Origin of the sequence: Faecalibacterium hominis (ex Afrizal et al. 2022) (assembly GCF_049545105.1) — a bacterium.
Classification (GTDB): Bacteria; Bacillota; Clostridia; order Oscillospirales; family Ruminococcaceae; genus Faecalibacterium; species Faecalibacterium duncaniae.
In genome coordinates this window covers 2,832,041-2,848,680 of sequence record NZ_CP186860.1, presented here as the reverse complement: position 1 = coordinate 2,848,680, position 16,640 = coordinate 2,832,041, and the positions used below count along the sequence as shown (strand labels likewise).

Here is a 16,640-nt window from a genome sequence, read left to right as displayed (position 1 = left end):
AAGCCGTCGCTCCAAAAAGCGACAGCTCAAAGAAAAGCTCAACTGAAAGAAGGTATCCTATGGGCCCCTGGTATTACGAGGTCGTCAGCTTTGACGGCGATTATGTCAACCTGCGCCGCACCGACATTGAGAGCGACGAGCTGAATCCCGTTGCGCTGGCCCTGCTGCCGCCCGAGATCGAAGTAGGCAGCAAGGTCAAGTGCGAGTATTTTCAGTATGAGGTGATCGGCTGAGCCTCTCCGTCATCCCTGCGGGATGCCACCTCTTCTATTAGGGGAGCTGGTGCGAAGCACCTGAGAGGTTCGCCAGCACCGCTGCCAGCAGCATTCCGATGGGCGCGCTGATCCAGCTGGACATCCAGAAGCCCGCAAAACCGATGCGGGGCACCAGGATCACACAGGCCAGCAGGTTCAGGGCGATCTGCCCCAGGTTGGAGGCCAGATACAGCCCCATCTTCTGGGCACCGCGCAGGCGGGCCTCGAACAGATGCTTCTGTGCCACAAACAGGTAGGTCACCGACTCAAAGGCCAGCATGGTGCAGCCGTAGCTGGCCGCTGCCGGGTCGGTGGTAAAGAACCGGAGCAGCGGCCCCCGCAGACCGATGCAGACCGCCATCACCCCAAACGAATACACCAACAAGATCCGCCGCCCTTCCCGCAGGCCCTCTTTTACACGGCCCGGCTGGAGGGCGGCTGTGTTTTGCGCAATAAAGAACACTGTGGACTGCACAAAGCCGAACACCGGCATCATCAACAGGCTGGACAGCTTGCCTGCGCAGGAGAAACCCGCAATGGCTTCCACACCCAGACCGCCCAGCAGCCCCTGTTTGACCGTGGTGATGATGGTGCCGCTGGCCTGCTGAATGCTGTTGGGGGCTGACAGCCGGAAAATATCCCTGGCATAGCGCCCCTTGAGCATCCGGAGCGAGAAGGCCGCATCCATCTGGGTGCGGCGCAGAAATGCCACCATGTAGACCGCGCCCGCCACTTGCGCCGCCGCTGTGGCAGCCGCTGCACCGGCTACCCCGAAGGGCCCCACCAGAACAAGGTCAAGCACAATGTTCATCACACTGGTCGCCACAATGACCTTGAGCGGCGTTTTGGAATCGCCGCAGCCCATGACACACTCCTTGCTCAGATCGTAGGGCATCAGAAATGGCAGCCCCAGCAGATAGATGCGCCCATAGAGCACAGCGGTATCCAGGATCTCCGCAGGCGTGTTGATCAGCCGCAGCAGGGCCGGCAGGGTCACAAAGCCCACTGCCGTGGTCAACAGGGCGATGACCTCATCCACGAACAGCAGGTTATACAGCAGCTCTGTCATCTCATGCTTTGTGGCAGTGGGCTTGCCCGCCGCCACCAGCAGACCGCCGCCCAGCTCCATGCCGCCGGAGATGAACAGGAAGATCATCAGCACCGTGGAAGCGTTGGACACTGCCGCCAGCGCATCGGCATCCAGCCGCAGGCCGATGATCATGGTATCGGCCACGGCGTAAAACTGTGTTGCCACCATGCTCAGGATAATGGGCAGCGCGTACCGCAGCAGCGCGGGCCGCACCGCCCCGGTCAGCAGAGAATTTTCTTCGTTCACACAAACAACCTCCTTTTCACAAAAAGAAAACCCGCATGGAACCTGTCGCTCAGGCCCCCTGCGGGTTCTTTTTCAGTTGCGCCAGCAGGAGTCGAACCTACGATGGGGGAGTCAAAGTCCCCTGCCTTACCGCTTGGCGATGGCGCACCGGTAAGAACCAGTATAGTAGAATTTCTTTCATTTGTCAAGCAAAAGCGTTTTGCCGTGTCTGTGCAAAGTGTTTTGCCACACTTTTACCATGTCTTTACAGTGTCCTTGTCATCATGCGAACCGCTTGCCCATTTTTCGCTTTATTTTCCCAAAAAGTATTGACACCACCCTCATAGCATGATAAGATATCATCGATTTTGAGAGACAAAGCGTGTCAGAGTCTTTTCAAAGCAAATTACCTGGGACCGCCCATCGGGGCTAAGGCCATACGGACAGCCGGGTCCACTGCCGACCGGCGGCGCAAGCTGCCATTATTGATTGAGTTGAAAGCTCAAATTTTATAAGTTGGTTCCTTTACAGCCATGAAATTGCGCAGAACGTGCGCAGACTTGTGAAACGGTCAATAAGAGTAGTAAAAGTGTAATTGCTATATAGACTCTCGTCATCCCGTCTTTTTGAACCATGCGGAAGTTTTCCCCAGTGTCACCGGGGGCTTTGTCTGCATGTTCAGAATGCTTTTTCAAGCGCAGGTCTGCACCAGTGTGGTGGGCCTGCGCTTTTTTGCTGCGCCGGAACCAGGGACGGAGGAGAAAAGATGAGTGAGAACCGTACACGGTTCCGGCTGGATCAGCGCCGCGCGCCCATTTATGAGGCGCTGGAGCAGTTCCGGCAGATGCGTGTGGTACCTTTTGATGTGCCCGGCCACAAGCGGGGCCGCGGCAACCCGGAGCTGACGGCCTTTCTGGGCCAGCAGTGCGTGGGTGTGGACGTGAACAGCATGAAGCCGCTGGATAATCTCTGCCACCCGGTATCGGTCATCCGGGAGGCCGAGGAGCTGGCCGCCGATGCCTTTGGCGCAGCCCATGCCTTTTTAATGGTGGGCGGCACCACCAGCTCTGTGCAGAGCATGGTGCTGACGGCCTGCAAGCGGGGCGATGAGATCATCCTGCCCCGCAATGTGCACCGCAGTGTGCTGAACGCGCTGGTGCTCTGCGGCGCGGTCCCGGTCTATGTGAATCCCGAGGTGGACAAGCGGCTGGGCATCTCGCTGGGCATGAAGCGGGAGCAGGTGGCCAAGGCCATCAAGGAGCACCCCAACGCCGTGGCCGTTCTGGTGAACAACCCCACCTACTACGGCATCTGTTCCGACCTGCGCGCCATCGTGAAGATGGCCCACGAGGCCGGGATGCTCTGCCTGGCCGACGAGGCCCACGGCACCCACTTCTACTTTGGCAACGGCCTGCCCGTTTCCGCCATGGCTGCGGGGGCCGATATGGCCTCGGTCTCCATGCACAAGAGCGGCGGCAGCCTGACCCAGAGCAGTCTGCTGCTCATCGGGCCCAATGTGCATCAGGGCTATGTGCGGCAGATCATCAACCTGACCCAGACCACCTCCGGCAGCTATCTGCTCATGTCCAGTCTGGACATCTCCCGCCGCAACCTTGCCCTGCGGGGGCGGCAGGTGTTCCATCAGGTGGCGGATATGGCCGAGTACGCCCGGGAGGAGATCAACGCCGTGGGCGGCTACTATGCCTTTGGCAAGGAACTGTGCAACGGCAACTCTGTCTTTGACTTTGACACCACCAAGCTCAGCGTCCACACGCTGGACATCGGCCTTGCCGGCATCGAGGTCTACGACATCCTGCGGGATGAGTACGACATCCAGATCGAGTTCGGCGATATCGGCAACATCCTGGCCTACCTCTCCATCGGCGACCGCCCCCAGGAGATCGAGCGGCTGGTCAGCGCTTTGGCCGAGATCAAGCGCCGCTACCACACCGACGGCACCGGCCTGCTGAGCCAGGAATACATCGACCCCGTGGTGGCTGCCAGCCCGCAGGAGGCCTTCTATGCCCCCAAAAAGAGCCTGCCCCTGCGGGAGACCGAGGGCATGGTCTGCAGCGAGTTCGTCATGTGCTACCCGCCGGGCATCCCCATTCTGGCCCCCGGCGAGCGCATCACCAAAGAGATCCTGAACTATATCGAGTACGCCAAGGCCAAGGGCTGCAGCATGACCGGCCCCGAGGACCCTGATATTTTGCACCTGAACGTTCTGGCATAAGGAGGGAAAACAGATGGAGTTTTGGTTTTCGGAATTTCACACCCCCGATGTGAAGCACAGCATCCGGGTGAACAAGCAGCTCTACTCCAAGCAGAGCGATTACCAGCGCATTGATATTTTTGAAACGCCCGAGTTTGGCCGGGTGCTCACACTGGACGGCAATGTGATGCTGACCGAGCGGGACGAATTCATCTACGACGAGATGATCGTCCATGTACCCATGGCCGTGCACCGGGAGGCAAAAGATATCCTTGTCATCGGCGCAGGCGACGGCGGCGTGGTGCGGGAGCTGACCCGCTACGACCGGGTGGAGCGCATCGACCTGGTGGAGATGGACCCCCAGGTGGTGGAGGCCTGCCGCGCCTACCTGCCCGGTAACGCCTGCCGGATGGACGACCGCCGGGTTCATATCTATTTTGAGAACGCCCTCAAGTTCATCCGCCAGTGCGAGGAGGAATACGACCTCATCATCGTGGACTCCTCTGACCCCTTCGGCCCCAGCGAGGGCCTGTTCACCCGTGAGTTCTACGGCAGCTGCTTCAACGCCCTGAAAAAGGACGGCATCATGGTCAACCAGCAGGGCAGCCCCTTCTACGCCGAAGATGCCAGCGCCATGCAGCGCAGCCACAAGCGCATTGCTTCCACCTTCCCCATCAGCCGGGTGTATCAGGCCCACATCCCCACCTTTGCAGCGGGCTACTGGCTGTTCGGCTTTGCCAGCAAGAAGTACCACCCCATCGATGATCTGGATGCAGACGCCTGGAAGGCCCTGAACATGCGCACCCGGTACTACACCACCAAACTGCATATCGGAGCATTCTACCTGCCGGCTTTTCTGGAGGAGATGCTGCGGGAAGTGGAGGAACACTGATGCTTTACCCCAACGTTGAGACCTTTATCGGCTGCGACAGCAGCTACCGTGCCGCCAGCATCGTGCTGTACGGTGCCCCCTACGATTCCACCACCAGCTACCGCCCGGGGGCCCGGTTCGGCCCGGCTGCCATCCGGCACGAGAGCTACGGTCTGGAGACTTACAGCCCCTACCAGAACGCCGACCTGACCGATTTTGACATCTTCGACAGCGGCGATCTGGAGCTCTGCTTCGGCTCCAGCGAGAGCGCATTGGCCGACATCCAGAGCCGCGCGGCAGAGATCCTGCACGACGGCAAGTTCCCGCTCCTGCTGGGCGGCGAGCATCTGGTCACGCTGGGTGCCGTGCGGGCCATGGTGGAAAAGTACCCCGACCTCCACATCGTCCACTTTGATGCCCACGCCGACCTGCGGGACGACTATCTGGGCGCAAAGCTCAGCCACGCCTGTGTCCTGCGCCGCTGCCATGACCTCATCGGCGACGGGCGCATCCACCAGTTCTGCATCCGCAGCGGTGACCGCACCGAATTCGAGTTCGCAGCTGCCCACACCGAGATGCACAAGTTCGATTTCACGGGCCTTGCCCAGCTCACTGAGCAGCTCTGTGCCAGCAAGGTGCCCGTTTACCTGACCATCGACCTCGACTGCCTGGACCCCTCCTGCTTCCCCGGCACCGGCACCCCGGAGGCCGGCGGCGTGAGCTTTTTGCAGCTGCTGGAGGCCATCCGCACCGTGACCAAGGCCAACATCGTGGGCGCAGACCTCAACGAGCTGGCCCCCACGCTGGACACCACCGGCGTTTCCACCGCCACAGCCTGCAAGGTCCTGCGGGAGCTGCTGATCGCGCTGGACAAGGGCTGGCCGGGCTTTCAGGTATAAGGACAGACCGTAAAAAGACAACTTTACAGATAAAGGAGTAACCGATATGAGCAAAGTTCTGATCATCGGCTGCGGCGGCGTGGCCTCCGTTGCCATCCACAAGTGCTGCCAGGTCCCCGAGGTGTTCACCGAGATCTGCATCGCCAGCCGCACCAAGGCAAAGTGCGACAAGCTGGCCGCCGAGCTGACCCCCAAGACCACCACCAAGATCACCACCGCACAGGTGGATGCCGACCATGTGGATGAGGTCATCGCCCTCATCAAGAGCTACCAGCCCGATCTGGTGATGAACATCGCCCTGCCCTATCAGGATCTGACCATCATGGATGCCTGCCTGGCCTGCGGCGTGAACTACATGGACACCGCCAACTACGAGCCGGAGAACACCGACGACCCGGAGTGGCGTGCCATCTACGAGAAGCGCTGCAAGGAGGCCGGTTTCTCCGCCTACTTTGATTACAGCTGGCAGTGGGCCTACGCCAAGAAGTTTGAGGAGGCCGGCCTGACCGCCCTGCTGGGCAGCGGCTTTGACCCGGGCGTGACCCAGGCTTACTGCGCATACGCCAAGAAGCACGAGTTCGACACCATCGACACCATCGACATTCTGGACTGCAACGGCGGCGACCACGGCTATGCCTTTGCCACCAACTTCAACCCGGAGATCAACCTGCGCGAGGTCTCTGCCCCCGGCAGCTACTGGGAGAACGGCCACTGGGTGGAGATCCCGGCCATGAGCATCAAGCGGGAGTACAACTTTGATCAGGTGGGCCAGAAGGATATGTACCTGCTCCACCACGAGGAGATCGAGTCTCTGGCCAAGAACATCCCCGAGGCAAAGCGCATCCGCTTCTTTATGACCTTCGGCCAGAGCTACCTCGACCACATGCGCTGTCTGGAGGACGTGGGCATGCTGTCCACCACCCCGGTCAACTTCAACGGTCAGGAGATCGTGCCCATCCAGTTCCTCAAGGCCCTGCTGCCCGACCCCGCCAGCCTTGGCCCCCGCACCAAGGGCAAGACCAACATCGGCTGCATCTTCACCGGCAAGAAGGACGGCAAGGAAAAGACCTACTACATCTACAACGTCTGCGACCATCAGGAGTGCTACAAGGAGGTCGGCTCTCAGGCCATCAGCTACACCACCGGTGTGCCTGCCATGTGCGGCGCGCTGATGCTGCTGACCGGCAAGTGGACCACCAAGGGCGTGCACACTGTGGAAGAGTTTGATCCGGACCCGTATCTGGATGCTCTGGACAAGTACGGCCTGCCCCGCTCCGAGAGCCACGCCCCGGCTCTGGTGGACTGATGCGGCTGGCCGACACCCGCCCGCCCTTTGCGGGGCTGGCGAACCTTTCTGAGGCTGCACTGGCTGCCCTGCCCACTCCCTGCTACCTGCTGGATGAAGCCCGGCTGCGCCGCAACGGCGAGATCCTGCTGGGCGTGCAGCAGCGGACAGGCTGCAAGATCCTGCTGGCCCAGAAGGCCTTTTCCAACTACGACCTCTACCCGGTGCTGGCCCCCTATCTGGCAGGCACCGAGGCCAGCGGCCTGTACGAGAGCCGTCTGGGCAGGGAGGAGCTGCCGGAGAAGGAGAACCATGTGTTCTGCGCCGCCTACCGGGCCGACCAGTTCGAGGAGCTGCTGCAATACGCTGACCACATCGTGTTCAACTCGCCCCACCAGCTGGCAAAGTTCGGCCCGGCCGCAAAGGCGGCGGGCAAGAGCGTGGGCCTGCGGGTGAACCCCGAGCACTCCACCCAGGAGGGCCACGAGATCTATGACCCCTGCGCCCCGGGCAGCCGTCTGGGCACCACCCGCGCCCAGTGGGATGCCGCTGCGGCGCAGCATCCTGACCTGCCCGACCTGCTGGACGGCCTGCACTTCCACACCCTGTGCGAGCAGGATTCCGACGCGCTGGCGGCCACCCTGCCCGCGCTGGAAGCGAAATTCGGTGACCTGCTGCCCCGGATGAAGTGGCTCAACTTTGGCGGCGGGCACCACATCACCCGCCCGGATTACGACCTTGCCACGCTGGAAAAGTGCATCACCGGGACGCAGGAAAAGTACGGCGTGCAGGTGTATCTGGAACCGGGCGAGGCCTGGGCGCTGAACGCGGGCTACCTCGTCACCACGGTGCTGGACACCCTGCAGAACGGCGAGACACATCTTGCCATTCTGGACATGTCCGCAGCCTGCCACACGCCGGATGTCATCGAGATGCCCTACCGCCCGCCCCTGCTGGACGCAGGCGAGCCGGGGGAAAAGCCCTGCACCTTCCGGCTGGGCGGCCCCACCTGCCTTGCCGGGGACGTGGTGGGCGATTACAGCTTTGCCGCCCCCCTCACCGAGGGTGACCGGCTCATCTTCGGCGACATGGCCATCTATTCCACCTGCAAGAACAACACCTTCAACGGGATGCCCCTGCCGGATATCTGGGTACTGCATGAAAACGGCACCACCCAGCCGCTGGCCCGCTTCGGCTACCACGATTTCAAATACCGTCTGGGCTCTCCCCGCTGAGCCGCCCGGATACACAAACACCCCTCTGCGCTCCTTTCGGAATGCAGAGGGGTGTTTGCTTATGAAACGGAGAACTCAGATCTCATACCACTTGATCTCGTTGGCATCCAGATGCAGGTCGAAATGGTTACCGCCGGTGGTGTAAACGGTGGTGTCCTGCGGCTCGTAGGTGTTGTTCACCACGCAGTACTTGCCGTTCTTGACGTAGGCGTGCACCTCCACGTTGTAGTTGGAGCTGAACCAGGTGTGCAGCTCCTCCTCGCTGTGGGCGCTCCACAGGATGGCACGGTACAGGGTGCGGCTGTTGGCAAAGCTGTAAGGCACACCGCTGATGTACACCGCGCGGCCCTTACCGAAATCGTGTGCCGCCATCTGCACTTCCCGGTTCCGCTGCACCAGCACCTCGGTACCCTCGAGGGCGTAGATATTCTTCTTGCCCTCGCCAAAGTCGATGGGCTGGTCGGCATCCTGCAGGATGAAGTGGTCGGGATGCTCTTCCCAGTTGTACTTGTCGTAGTTGAGGGTGAAGCCGTTTTCCTCTTCCACGCCCAGCACGCTGGCCAGCTGGAGGATGTGGCCCTGATAGGCATGGCCGGAGGGCTCACCCACGCCGATGAGGCCGCCGCCGTTCCAGACGAACTTCCGGATTGCGGAGGAGATCTCCGGGTCCTCCCACCAGATGCCGCCGGTGTGGGCGGTATCGGCATCGCCCACATTGATGATAACATCCAGCTCATCCAGCAGGGCGGGATCCTTCTTGATGTCCTCAAAGCTGATGAACTTCACGTCAAAGGGCGCGCCGGACAGCATTTCGATGACCCCGGAATAGCTGTAGTTCTGCTTGTAGTAAAGGGCGTGGTGCACCATGTGGCAGCCCCAGGCCCGCATCTTGCCCCAGCAGTTCAGCACGGCCACCCGCTTGACGCAGTAAGGCGTGGTGCCCTTGATGTTCTCATACAGCTCACGGAACTCGCTGCAGACGCTCTCCACATAGTCCACGAACTCCGGGAACTGCAGCGCCAGTTTCAGGTAGCCGCCGTAGCCGATGCGGTCAATGGGCTTGCGCAGGATGGCGCGGCGGGCCGTGACCCAGTTTTCCTTGGCCTCCCGCACCGGGTCGCCGCCCTCGTGGAAGGTGTCCGGGAAGAAGTAGGGCAGGAAACGGCCCTCGGTGTACTTTACGCCCTCGATATCCGAGATCAGGCGCAGGGTGGAGCCGTTGCCCACGCTGCCCACCACGGCATCCAGACCGATGGTCTTGAACTCCGGCATAAAGGGCTCGGTGCCGATCCAGTGGTCGCCCAGGAACATCATGGCCTCGCAGCCGCACTCGTGGGTGATGTCCACCATCTCCTTGGCAAGCTTTGCCACCTCCCGGCGCTGGAATGCCTGAAAATCGCGGAATTCCTTGCTGGGCACCCGGTACTGGTTGTTGTAGTAGCCCTGATCGATGATATACTCCGGGCGGAACTTATAGCCCACCTCCTGCTCGAACTGATTCAGGATATAGGGGCTGACCGAGGCGGAATAGCCGTACCAGTCCACAAACTTCTCCCGCTTCAGCTCGTCGAAGATCAGGGTGAACTGGTGGAAGAAGGTGGTGTAGCGGATCACGTTGACATAGGGGTGCTCCGCAATGAACTTGCGCAGGCGCTCCATGGAATACTTGTGGGTCTTGGGCTGACGGACATCAAAGGTGATCTGATGCTCGAAGTTGGTCCAGCCGTTGGTGGTGGCGTTGTACATGTGCACCGGGTCCCAGATCAGGTAGGCCAGAAAGCTGACCGTATACTCATGGAACGGCACGGCCTGCACCGTCACGCTGCCGTCGGCGTAGCTCCACAGCTCCGGTGGCACGGGCTGACCGGTGGTACGGTCCATGACCTCCCACCAGCGGGTGATGTCGTCGTTGGTGTTCACCTGCATCAACTCCGGGCTGATGCCCTTCATCAGTGGAATGGTCACGGTGTCACCGGGGGCGGTGTAGAAGCCGGTCATGATGTAGCACTGCTGCACCTCGTCCGGGTTCGCCTTGGCCCACGCGTTGTCCTTGCGGGTGGTATAGTAGGTGGAGTAGATTTTTGCGTCGGCATCCTTCAGCTCCTGCGGGAAGTCGGTGCCGTCGCAGTCGCGGATGGCATCCGCGCCCCACTTTTTCAGGATCTGCAGCGTTTCGGGCACCACGTCCAGATCGGTCGGGATCGTTACGCGCCCGGTCATTCTATTTTCTTCCATGGGAATTCTCCTTTACCTCTCTTCTCCTCAATCCTGATAGGGGGCGTTATAGAGCGCCAGCACAGCCAGCAGCAGCGCCACCCCCAAAAGCATGATGCCAAGACCGGCCAGCTGCCCGGTCATTTTCCAGCCTGCTGTCACCAGCGCGATGGACAGCACGAACAGCACCAGCATCAGCACCATACGCAGGGCGGGATGATTTTTCCAGAATGCTTTCATCGTTTGTCACCTTACCCTTTCAGACCGCCCACGGTCATGCCCTGTGTCAGCTGCTTCTGCACGCAGATGTACAGGATCAGGGTGGGCAGCATCACCAGCACCAGACCGGCATACATGGTGCCGTACTGGGCCGCGCTCTGCTGGGCCTGCATCAGATTCAAAAGGCCCACCGGCAGGGTGCGGGGCGCGCTGGTGGAACTCATCAGCGTCATGGAAATGATGTACTCATTCCAGAAGGACAGGAAGTTGAACAGGATGATGGTGATGATAGAGGGCTTTGCCATGGGGAAGATGATGCGGGTCATGGTGGAGAAGTAGCTTGCACCGTCGATGTAGGCAGCCTCCTCAAAATCATGGGGCAGGGTGGCAAAATAGCCCGAAAGCAGATAGATGGTAAAGGGCAGAGCCGTGGCTGCGTACACCACCGCCAGCACCACCAGATTGTTCAGCAGGAAGCTGCTGCCAAAGTGGCTCTTCAGCCAGACATCGCCGTCCCGCAGCATCAGGAAGATGGGCACCACGATGTAGTTGACATTGATGAACAGGCCCGCCATGAACAGGGTGTTCAGCAGTTTGCGGCCCTTGAACCGGAAGCGGGACAGGCAGTAGGCGGCAGGCAGCGCAATGACCAGCAGCAGCACCAGCGCCAATGCGGTCACGATGACAGAGTTGAGCATATACTCGCCCATCTTGGCTCCGTTCCACGCATTGACAAAGTTCTGCCAGTAGAACCCGGCAGGCAGCGCCCACGGGTTGCCGTAGAACTCCGCGTTCTGCTTGATGGAGGCCATGAACACCCATGCCACCGGCACGATGATGATCACCGCCAGCAGGACCAGCACAAAATAGATAAAGAACTTGTAGAGACCTTCCGCCGAGCGGGAAGATCTTTCGGTGGTATTCTGCATCTTCTTCCCTCCTTAGAATTCCAGCGGATCGCGGTCGGTGGCCTTGTTGACACAGGCGGACAGTGCAAACGAGAACAGGAAGATGACCACACCAATGGCCATGCTGTAGCCATACAGGCCCGCATCCTTCTGGCTGTACATATAGCTCAGCGCCACATCCGAAGCGCCGTTGGGCCCGCCGCTGGTCATGGCCTTGACAAAGAGGAAGGCCATGTTGATGGTGGAGATGATGAAGAAGGTCAGGGTGGTGCGGATGTTGGTCCAGATGAGGGGGATGGTGATCTGGAAGAACTGGGTCAGGCGGCCCGCACCGTCCAGATTGGCGCTCTCGTACAGGCTGGCGGGCACCGAGGACATGGAAGCCATATACATGACCATGTAATAGCCCACGGCCTGCCAGACCATGGCGAGGATGATGGAGGGGATGACCAGCTTTTCCCCCTTCCAGAGGATGGGGTCTGTCATATCCCGGAACAGGCCGATGATGCTGTTCAGCATACCGTTTTCCGGCTTATAGATGGCCGAGAAGATGCCGGAGATGACGACCACCGACAGAATGTTCGGGATGTAGAAGATGACCCGGAAGAAATTCTGCCCCTTGATCTTTTCCCGGGTCAGAATGGCTGCAAACACCAGCGCAAAGGCAAAGGTGACGATGGTCACTACCACCACCAGCAGGATCATATTCTGCATGGAGCGGATGAACTGGGCATCCTTGAGCAGGTGCTGGAAATTCTTCAGGCCCACAAAGGTCTCGTTGGGCGAGTAGGCACCGCGCTCGTACAGGCTCATGCGGAACACGTTGAGGGTGGGCAGGATCATAAAGAGAAAAAACAGGATCGTGGCCGGCGCCACGCAGAGAAAGACGAACCGTCTGCGGCTTTTGTCAGATCTCATAGACAAACCGCTCCTTTCTGTCGGAACCCGAAAACCACAAAAAGCGGAGGCGGTCAAAACCGCCCCCGCTGGGCAGGGTTTAATTACTCAACGATATTGGCACGCATCTGGTCGCTGGCGGACTTGATGCCGTCGATCCACTGCTGCTCGGTCATGCTGCCGGACACCAGAGAGTTGACGGGGTCAAAGAACACGGTGCGGACCTCCACGCCGGGAATGGCGCTGAAGGCTGCAAAGTTGCCCATAGCGGCCTTTGCGCCGTTGTCGTAGATGGAGTAGAACATCTTGTTGTCGCCTTCCAGATCATCGGCGATGCCCAGCACAGGCTGGATGGCACCGCTCTCGGCGAACAGCTTGCAGGCCTCGTCGCTGTACAGGTAAGCCACGAACTGCTTGGCGGCATCCAGATGCTCGGCACCGGCCGGGATCCATGCCTGCTCGAACCAGGTGTAGCTGTACTGGTCGCCGCCGGCCTTGACAGCGGGCAGGGCGGTCATGCCCCACTCAAAGCCATCCGCACGGGGAGCCTCGGCCATCTCGCCCACGATCCAGGTGCCATTGGGCATGAACAGAGCCTTGTTGTCCAGCACCAGCTGCTGGTTCTGGGTAAAGTCCTGATCGTTGGCCTGTGCAGGGGTAATGGGGTTGGTGTAGGAAGCCAGCTTGTTGACGATATCAAAGCAGGTCTTTGCCTCCGGGGTATCCCAGATGCCTTCCTCATAGTGGGTGGCCTTGTTGAAGAACTCCGGGCCGCCGGCGGCATACATCAGTGCGTAGAAGAACGCATCAAAGTAGCCGGTGGTGGGGTAGGTGAACAGGTAGGTACCCTCAGCGGCAGCCTTGTCGCCCAGTTCCCACATCTCGTCCCAGGTGGTGGGCACGTCCCAGCCCTTTTCCTTCAGGAAACCGGCGTTGTAGAACAGGCCGCAGGGGCTGTAGAACATGGGAGCCAGATAGGTCTTGCCGTCGCCGTAGGGGTTGGTCAGGGAGGTGTCAGTAAAGCCGCCTGCGATCTTCTCGCTCACCTTCTTGCTCTCGCCGGGCACGGTCATGCTCAGCACGTCGGTGATGTCCGCGATCAGGTTGCCCTTGATGAACTGCTCGGTCAGGGCAGCCTCACGGCCGGTAGCCAGGTGGACCACGTCGGGATAATCGCCGCCCTGCATGGAAGGTCCGATGACATCCTCCAGCTTCTTATCGGTGGTCAGCTCCACCTTGATGCCGGTCTGGGCGGTAAAGGCCTCGGTGACCTTCTTCCACATATCAGCGCCATAGCCGGTCTCGATGGCGGCGACCTTGATGGTCACGTCCTCAGCGGGAGCGGCAGATGCAGCAGCGGAAGAAGCCGTGCTGGAAGCTGTGGAGCTGGAAGAACCGCCGCAGGCAGCCAGACCCAGTGCAGCGGCACCCACACCGGCCACTTTCAGGAAATTGCGACGAGAAATACGTTTCATAATGTGTCCTCCATCATAAAGTTCCATTCATGCACAGCCGGAGCAAACAGGTTTTGCCCGAGGGGCTGTGTTTTTTTCTGATCCCAATATAGAGGTTTTTACAGTTTCCAACAAGGTCTTTGTTGTTTCATTTTTTAGAAATATTGCTCTTTTATCATTTTCTTTAGCAAAAGCACTAAATTTTGCGGCATTGTTTTGGTACATTTTCCCTGTTTGTAACCAATTTGACATATTTTCGTCTTTCTGTGCAGAGGAAAATATTTACCATACCTAAAAACAAGACTTGCTTTTTTTCTTATTTGCTCCTATAATGAGAAAAAACGCACGAAGCAGTGCGGCGTTTTTCGCATTTTATTTTTAGTATCTTGCTTTTATTTTTATACTTTTTGCGTCTGCTTCAAAAGGAGCCTTTTATGAGTACCGAGCGCTTTGATATCCGCCACGCTCCCGCTCCACGGGAATCCTTCCGGCTGCTGTACATCAGCAAGAGCAGATTTGGCGGCGACTGGAACAGCACGGTCCACACCCATTCCTGCACGGAGCTGTTCTACTGCCTCAGCGGCGAGGGGCAGTTTCTGCTCAGCGGGCAGCTGTTCCCGGTCAAGCCGGACGATATGGTCATCGTCAACCCGCAGGTGGAGCACACCGAGCTGAGCCTGAACGCCTCGCCTCTGGAATACATCGTGCTGGGCATTTCGGGCATCGAGATCCTGTTCGGCAAAGCCGATTCCACCTACGCCATCTTCAACTGCCGGGAGAACCGGGAGCGGATGGTAACGCTGCTGCACATGCTGCTGGCTGAGGCAGACCGCAGCCTGGACGGCTGCGAGACCGTCTGCCAAGACTTGCTGGAAGTCCTGCTCATCTGGCTGGTGCGGTGCACCACCCTCTCTTTGCAGGTGGAGGAATCCCCCCGCTCTGACAACCGGGAATGCGTGGAGATCAAGCGGTATCTGGACAACAACTACCGGGAGGATATCTCCCTTGATACCCTTGCCGAGGTTGCCCACATCAACAAGTACTATCTGGCCCATACCTTCCAGAAGGCATACGGCATTTCTCCCATCACCTACCTGAACCACCGCCGCATTGAGGAGAGCAAATATATGCTGGGCAACACCGGCTACAGTCTGGCGCAGATCAGCGAGCTGATGGGATTTTCCTCCCCCAGCTACTTTTCGCAGTGCTTCCGCAAGGCGGAAGGCCTGACCCCCAACGAATACCGCCGTCAGGTGCGGCAGGGACAACGCCCTGCACCTGCCAAACGGCATGAAGGATAAGAAATGAGGAACCCAAAATGAAACCTGTTACCGAATCCATTCTCAACGCCGCCGCAAATGCCTTTGATTTTGGCGGGCCGGTGGTCTGCGATGCCAGTCACTACGGCGAAGGTCACATCAACGATACCTTCGTGGTCTGGCGGGAGGATCGCTCCAAGCGCTTTATCTTACAGCGCATCAACACCGACACCTTTACCGACCCGGTGGGCCTGATGGAGAATATCTGCGGCGTGACCCGGCATCTGCGGGAGAAGATCCTTGCCGCAGGCGGCGACCCGGCACGGGAGACCCTGAACGTGATCCCCACCCTGTCCGGTGCGGCCTTCCATCTGGATGCCGAGGGCGGCGCGTGGCGCGCCTACGACTTTGTAGAGGACACCATCTGCCTGCAGCAGGTGGGCAGCGAGGCCGACTTCCGCACTGTTGCCGAGACCCTGGGCAAATTCCAGAACCAGCTGGCAGATTATCCGGCCTCCACCCTCCACGAAACCATTGCCCGCTTCCACGACACACCCAACCGCTATGCAAACTTTGAAAAAGCCCTTTCCGCCGATGCGCTGGGCCGTGCCAAGGACATTGCACCGGAGGTCGCCTTCATCCATGCGCGGGAAAAGGATTGCCATGCCCTGCTGGATCTGCTGGCAGCCGGTGAGATCCCGCTGCGTGTCACCCACAACGACACCAAGATCAACAACGTCCTGATCGATGCCGCCACCGGAAAAGGCATCTGTGTCATTGACCTTGACACCGTGATGCCGGGCCTGTCGGCCTACGATTTCGGCGACTCCATCCGCACCGGTGCCAACGACTGCGCCGAGGACGAACCCGACCAGAGCAAGGTCCACTTTGACCTGCACTTGTACGAGGTGTTCGCCAAGGGGTATCTCTCCACCGCCGGGGCTTCCATGAGCCCTGCGGAGAAAAAAAGCCTTGCCTGGGGTGCCAAGCTGATGACGCTGGAATGCGGCATCCGCTTTCTGACCGACTATCTGGAGGGCGACCATTATTTCCACACCGCCCGCCCCGACCACAACCTTGACCGCGCCCGCACCCAGTTCACGCTGGTGCGCCAGATGGAAGAGGTGTTCGGGCAGATGCTGGAGATCGTCAGCTGAACCGGCACCTTCTGACCTGCCGAAGCACCAATGACCCGGGGGCTGCACTGAACCGCCTGCAAAACATCTGAAAACGATGCAGGCAAGGCAGTGCAGCCCCCATTTTTTGCGGCTGAGAAAAAGAAAAGCACCATACTTCCTACGAAGTACAGTGCTTTTTTGGTGGAGAATAGCGGGATCGAACCGCTGACCTCTTGCATGCCATGCAAGCGCTCTCCCGAACGGTATCGAAACACACCCCCACACGAAAGTGTGGGGACGGGCTTAATATCGCGTTGATACGTTCTATCCGCCAAAAAAGTCCACAGCTGCATCCTACTTCCAGGAATCATGCTCCGCCTACAAGGCAATTTTACCACCCAATTTTTAAGTGTGTCAATGGGTTTTGCTCAGAGAGAAGGTCATTTACGAGAAAAGTTTTTTCTGACAGCTTACTTAGCGCAATTTTGATTTTACACATC

The 16,640-nt window shown here is 59.3% G+C and carries 15 protein-coding genes and 1 tRNA gene; 8 read left to right on the top strand and 8 right to left on the bottom strand.

Translation table 11 applies throughout. The annotated features are described in order from the left end of the window. Positions 1-59 precede the first annotated feature (59 nt). Positions 60-233 carry a chorismate--pyruvate lyase gene (locus ACKXGA_RS13660; RefSeq protein ID WP_097770869.1) on the top strand — a complete coding sequence of 58 codons (174 nt, stop codon included), beginning with the start codon at positions 60-62 and terminating at the stop codon, positions 231-233. A 37-nt stretch (positions 234-270) separates the two neighbouring features. On the opposite strand, the gene ACKXGA_RS13655 is transcribed toward ACKXGA_RS13660, so the two are convergent. Both ACKXGA_RS13655 and ACKXGA_RS13650 read right to left on the bottom strand, forming a co-directional pair. After that, positions 271-1,590, bottom strand: coding sequence for an MATE family efflux transporter (locus tag ACKXGA_RS13655; RefSeq protein ID WP_423729707.1), 1,320 nt, complete (start codon positions 1,588-1,590; stop codon positions 271-273). Positions 1,591-1,666: 76 nt separating this feature from the next. After that, positions 1,667-1,737, bottom strand: a tRNA-Gln gene (locus tag ACKXGA_RS13650). Between the two features lie 598 nt (positions 1,738-2,335). Between ACKXGA_RS13650 and ACKXGA_RS13645 the strand changes: the two genes are divergently transcribed. Genes ACKXGA_RS13645 through ACKXGA_RS13625 form a run of 5 tightly spaced genes read left to right on the top strand, consistent with a single transcriptional unit; the run spans position 2,336 to position 8,071 of the window. Beyond that, positions 2,336-3,802 (top strand): aminotransferase class I/II-fold pyridoxal phosphate-dependent enzyme, encoded by a 1,467-nt coding sequence (locus ACKXGA_RS13645; RefSeq protein ID WP_005932972.1) that lies wholly within the window; start codon positions 2,336-2,338, stop codon positions 3,800-3,802. A 13-nt stretch (positions 3,803-3,815) separates the two neighbouring features. Further along, on the top strand, positions 3,816-4,673 hold the full coding sequence (gene speE / locus ACKXGA_RS13640; RefSeq protein ID WP_423729706.1) for a polyamine aminopropyltransferase: 858 nt from the start codon (positions 3,816-3,818) through the stop codon (positions 4,671-4,673). Further along, on the top strand, positions 4,673-5,551 hold the full coding sequence (speB, locus tag ACKXGA_RS13635; protein WP_005932969.1) for an agmatinase: 879 nt from the start codon (positions 4,673-4,675) through the stop codon (positions 5,549-5,551). The genes speE and speB overlap by 1 nt, the downstream gene beginning before the upstream one ends. Before the next feature lie 46 nt (positions 5,552-5,597). Then, positions 5,598-6,857 carry a saccharopine dehydrogenase C-terminal domain-containing protein gene (locus ACKXGA_RS13630; RefSeq protein WP_423729705.1) on the top strand — a complete coding sequence of 420 codons (1,260 nt, stop codon included), beginning with the start codon at positions 5,598-5,600 and terminating at the stop codon, positions 6,855-6,857. After that, positions 6,857-8,071: a carboxynorspermidine decarboxylase gene (locus ACKXGA_RS13625; protein WP_117534983.1), complete on the top strand. Its 1,215-nt coding sequence runs from the start codon at positions 6,857-6,859 to the stop codon at positions 8,069-8,071. Before ACKXGA_RS13630 ends, ACKXGA_RS13625 begins: the two co-directional genes overlap by 1 nt. A 75-nt stretch (positions 8,072-8,146) precedes the next feature. On the opposite strand, the gene gnpA is transcribed toward ACKXGA_RS13625, so the two are convergent. The 6 genes from gnpA to ACKXGA_RS13595 form a co-directional block, all read right to left on the bottom strand. Next, positions 8,147-10,306 carry a 1,3-beta-galactosyl-N-acetylhexosamine phosphorylase gene (gnpA, locus tag ACKXGA_RS13620; protein ID WP_423729704.1) on the bottom strand — a complete coding sequence of 720 codons (2,160 nt, stop codon included), beginning with the start codon at positions 10,304-10,306 and terminating at the stop codon, positions 8,147-8,149. Between the two features lie 27 nt (positions 10,307-10,333). Beyond that, a complete protein-coding gene (locus ACKXGA_RS13615; protein ID WP_005932965.1) occupies positions 10,334-10,525 on the bottom strand; it encodes a DUF6903 family protein in 192 nt (63 codons plus the stop codon). 11 nt (positions 10,526-10,536) lie between these two features. Then, positions 10,537-11,433 (bottom strand): carbohydrate ABC transporter permease, encoded by an 897-nt coding sequence (locus ACKXGA_RS13610; protein ID WP_005932964.1) that lies wholly within the window; start codon positions 11,431-11,433, stop codon positions 10,537-10,539. A gap of 12 nt (positions 11,434-11,445) precedes the next feature. After that, a complete protein-coding gene (locus ACKXGA_RS13605) occupies positions 11,446-12,330 on the bottom strand; it encodes a carbohydrate ABC transporter permease (protein ID WP_097770860.1) in 885 nt (294 codons plus the stop codon). An 83-nt stretch (positions 12,331-12,413) separates the two neighbouring features. Beyond that, positions 12,414-13,784 (bottom strand): carbohydrate ABC transporter substrate-binding protein, encoded by a 1,371-nt coding sequence (locus ACKXGA_RS13600; protein ID WP_373098983.1) that lies wholly within the window; start codon positions 13,782-13,784, stop codon positions 12,414-12,416. 27 nt (positions 13,785-13,811) lie between these two features. Continuing rightward, positions 13,812-14,015 carry a hypothetical protein gene (locus ACKXGA_RS13595; protein WP_207684896.1) on the bottom strand — a complete coding sequence of 68 codons (204 nt, stop codon included), beginning with the start codon at positions 14,013-14,015 and terminating at the stop codon, positions 13,812-13,814. 182 nt (positions 14,016-14,197) lie between these two features. Between ACKXGA_RS13595 and ACKXGA_RS13590 the strand changes: the two genes are divergently transcribed. Then, positions 14,198-15,064, top strand: coding sequence for a helix-turn-helix domain-containing protein (locus tag ACKXGA_RS13590; RefSeq protein ID WP_423729703.1), 867 nt, complete (start codon positions 14,198-14,200; stop codon positions 15,062-15,064). A 17-nt stretch (positions 15,065-15,081) separates the two neighbouring features. Then, complete coding sequence (locus tag ACKXGA_RS13585) at positions 15,082-16,179, top strand: phosphotransferase enzyme family protein (RefSeq protein ID WP_117476273.1); 1,098 nt, start codon at positions 15,082-15,084, stop codon at positions 16,177-16,179. Positions 16,180-16,640 lie beyond the last annotated feature (461 nt).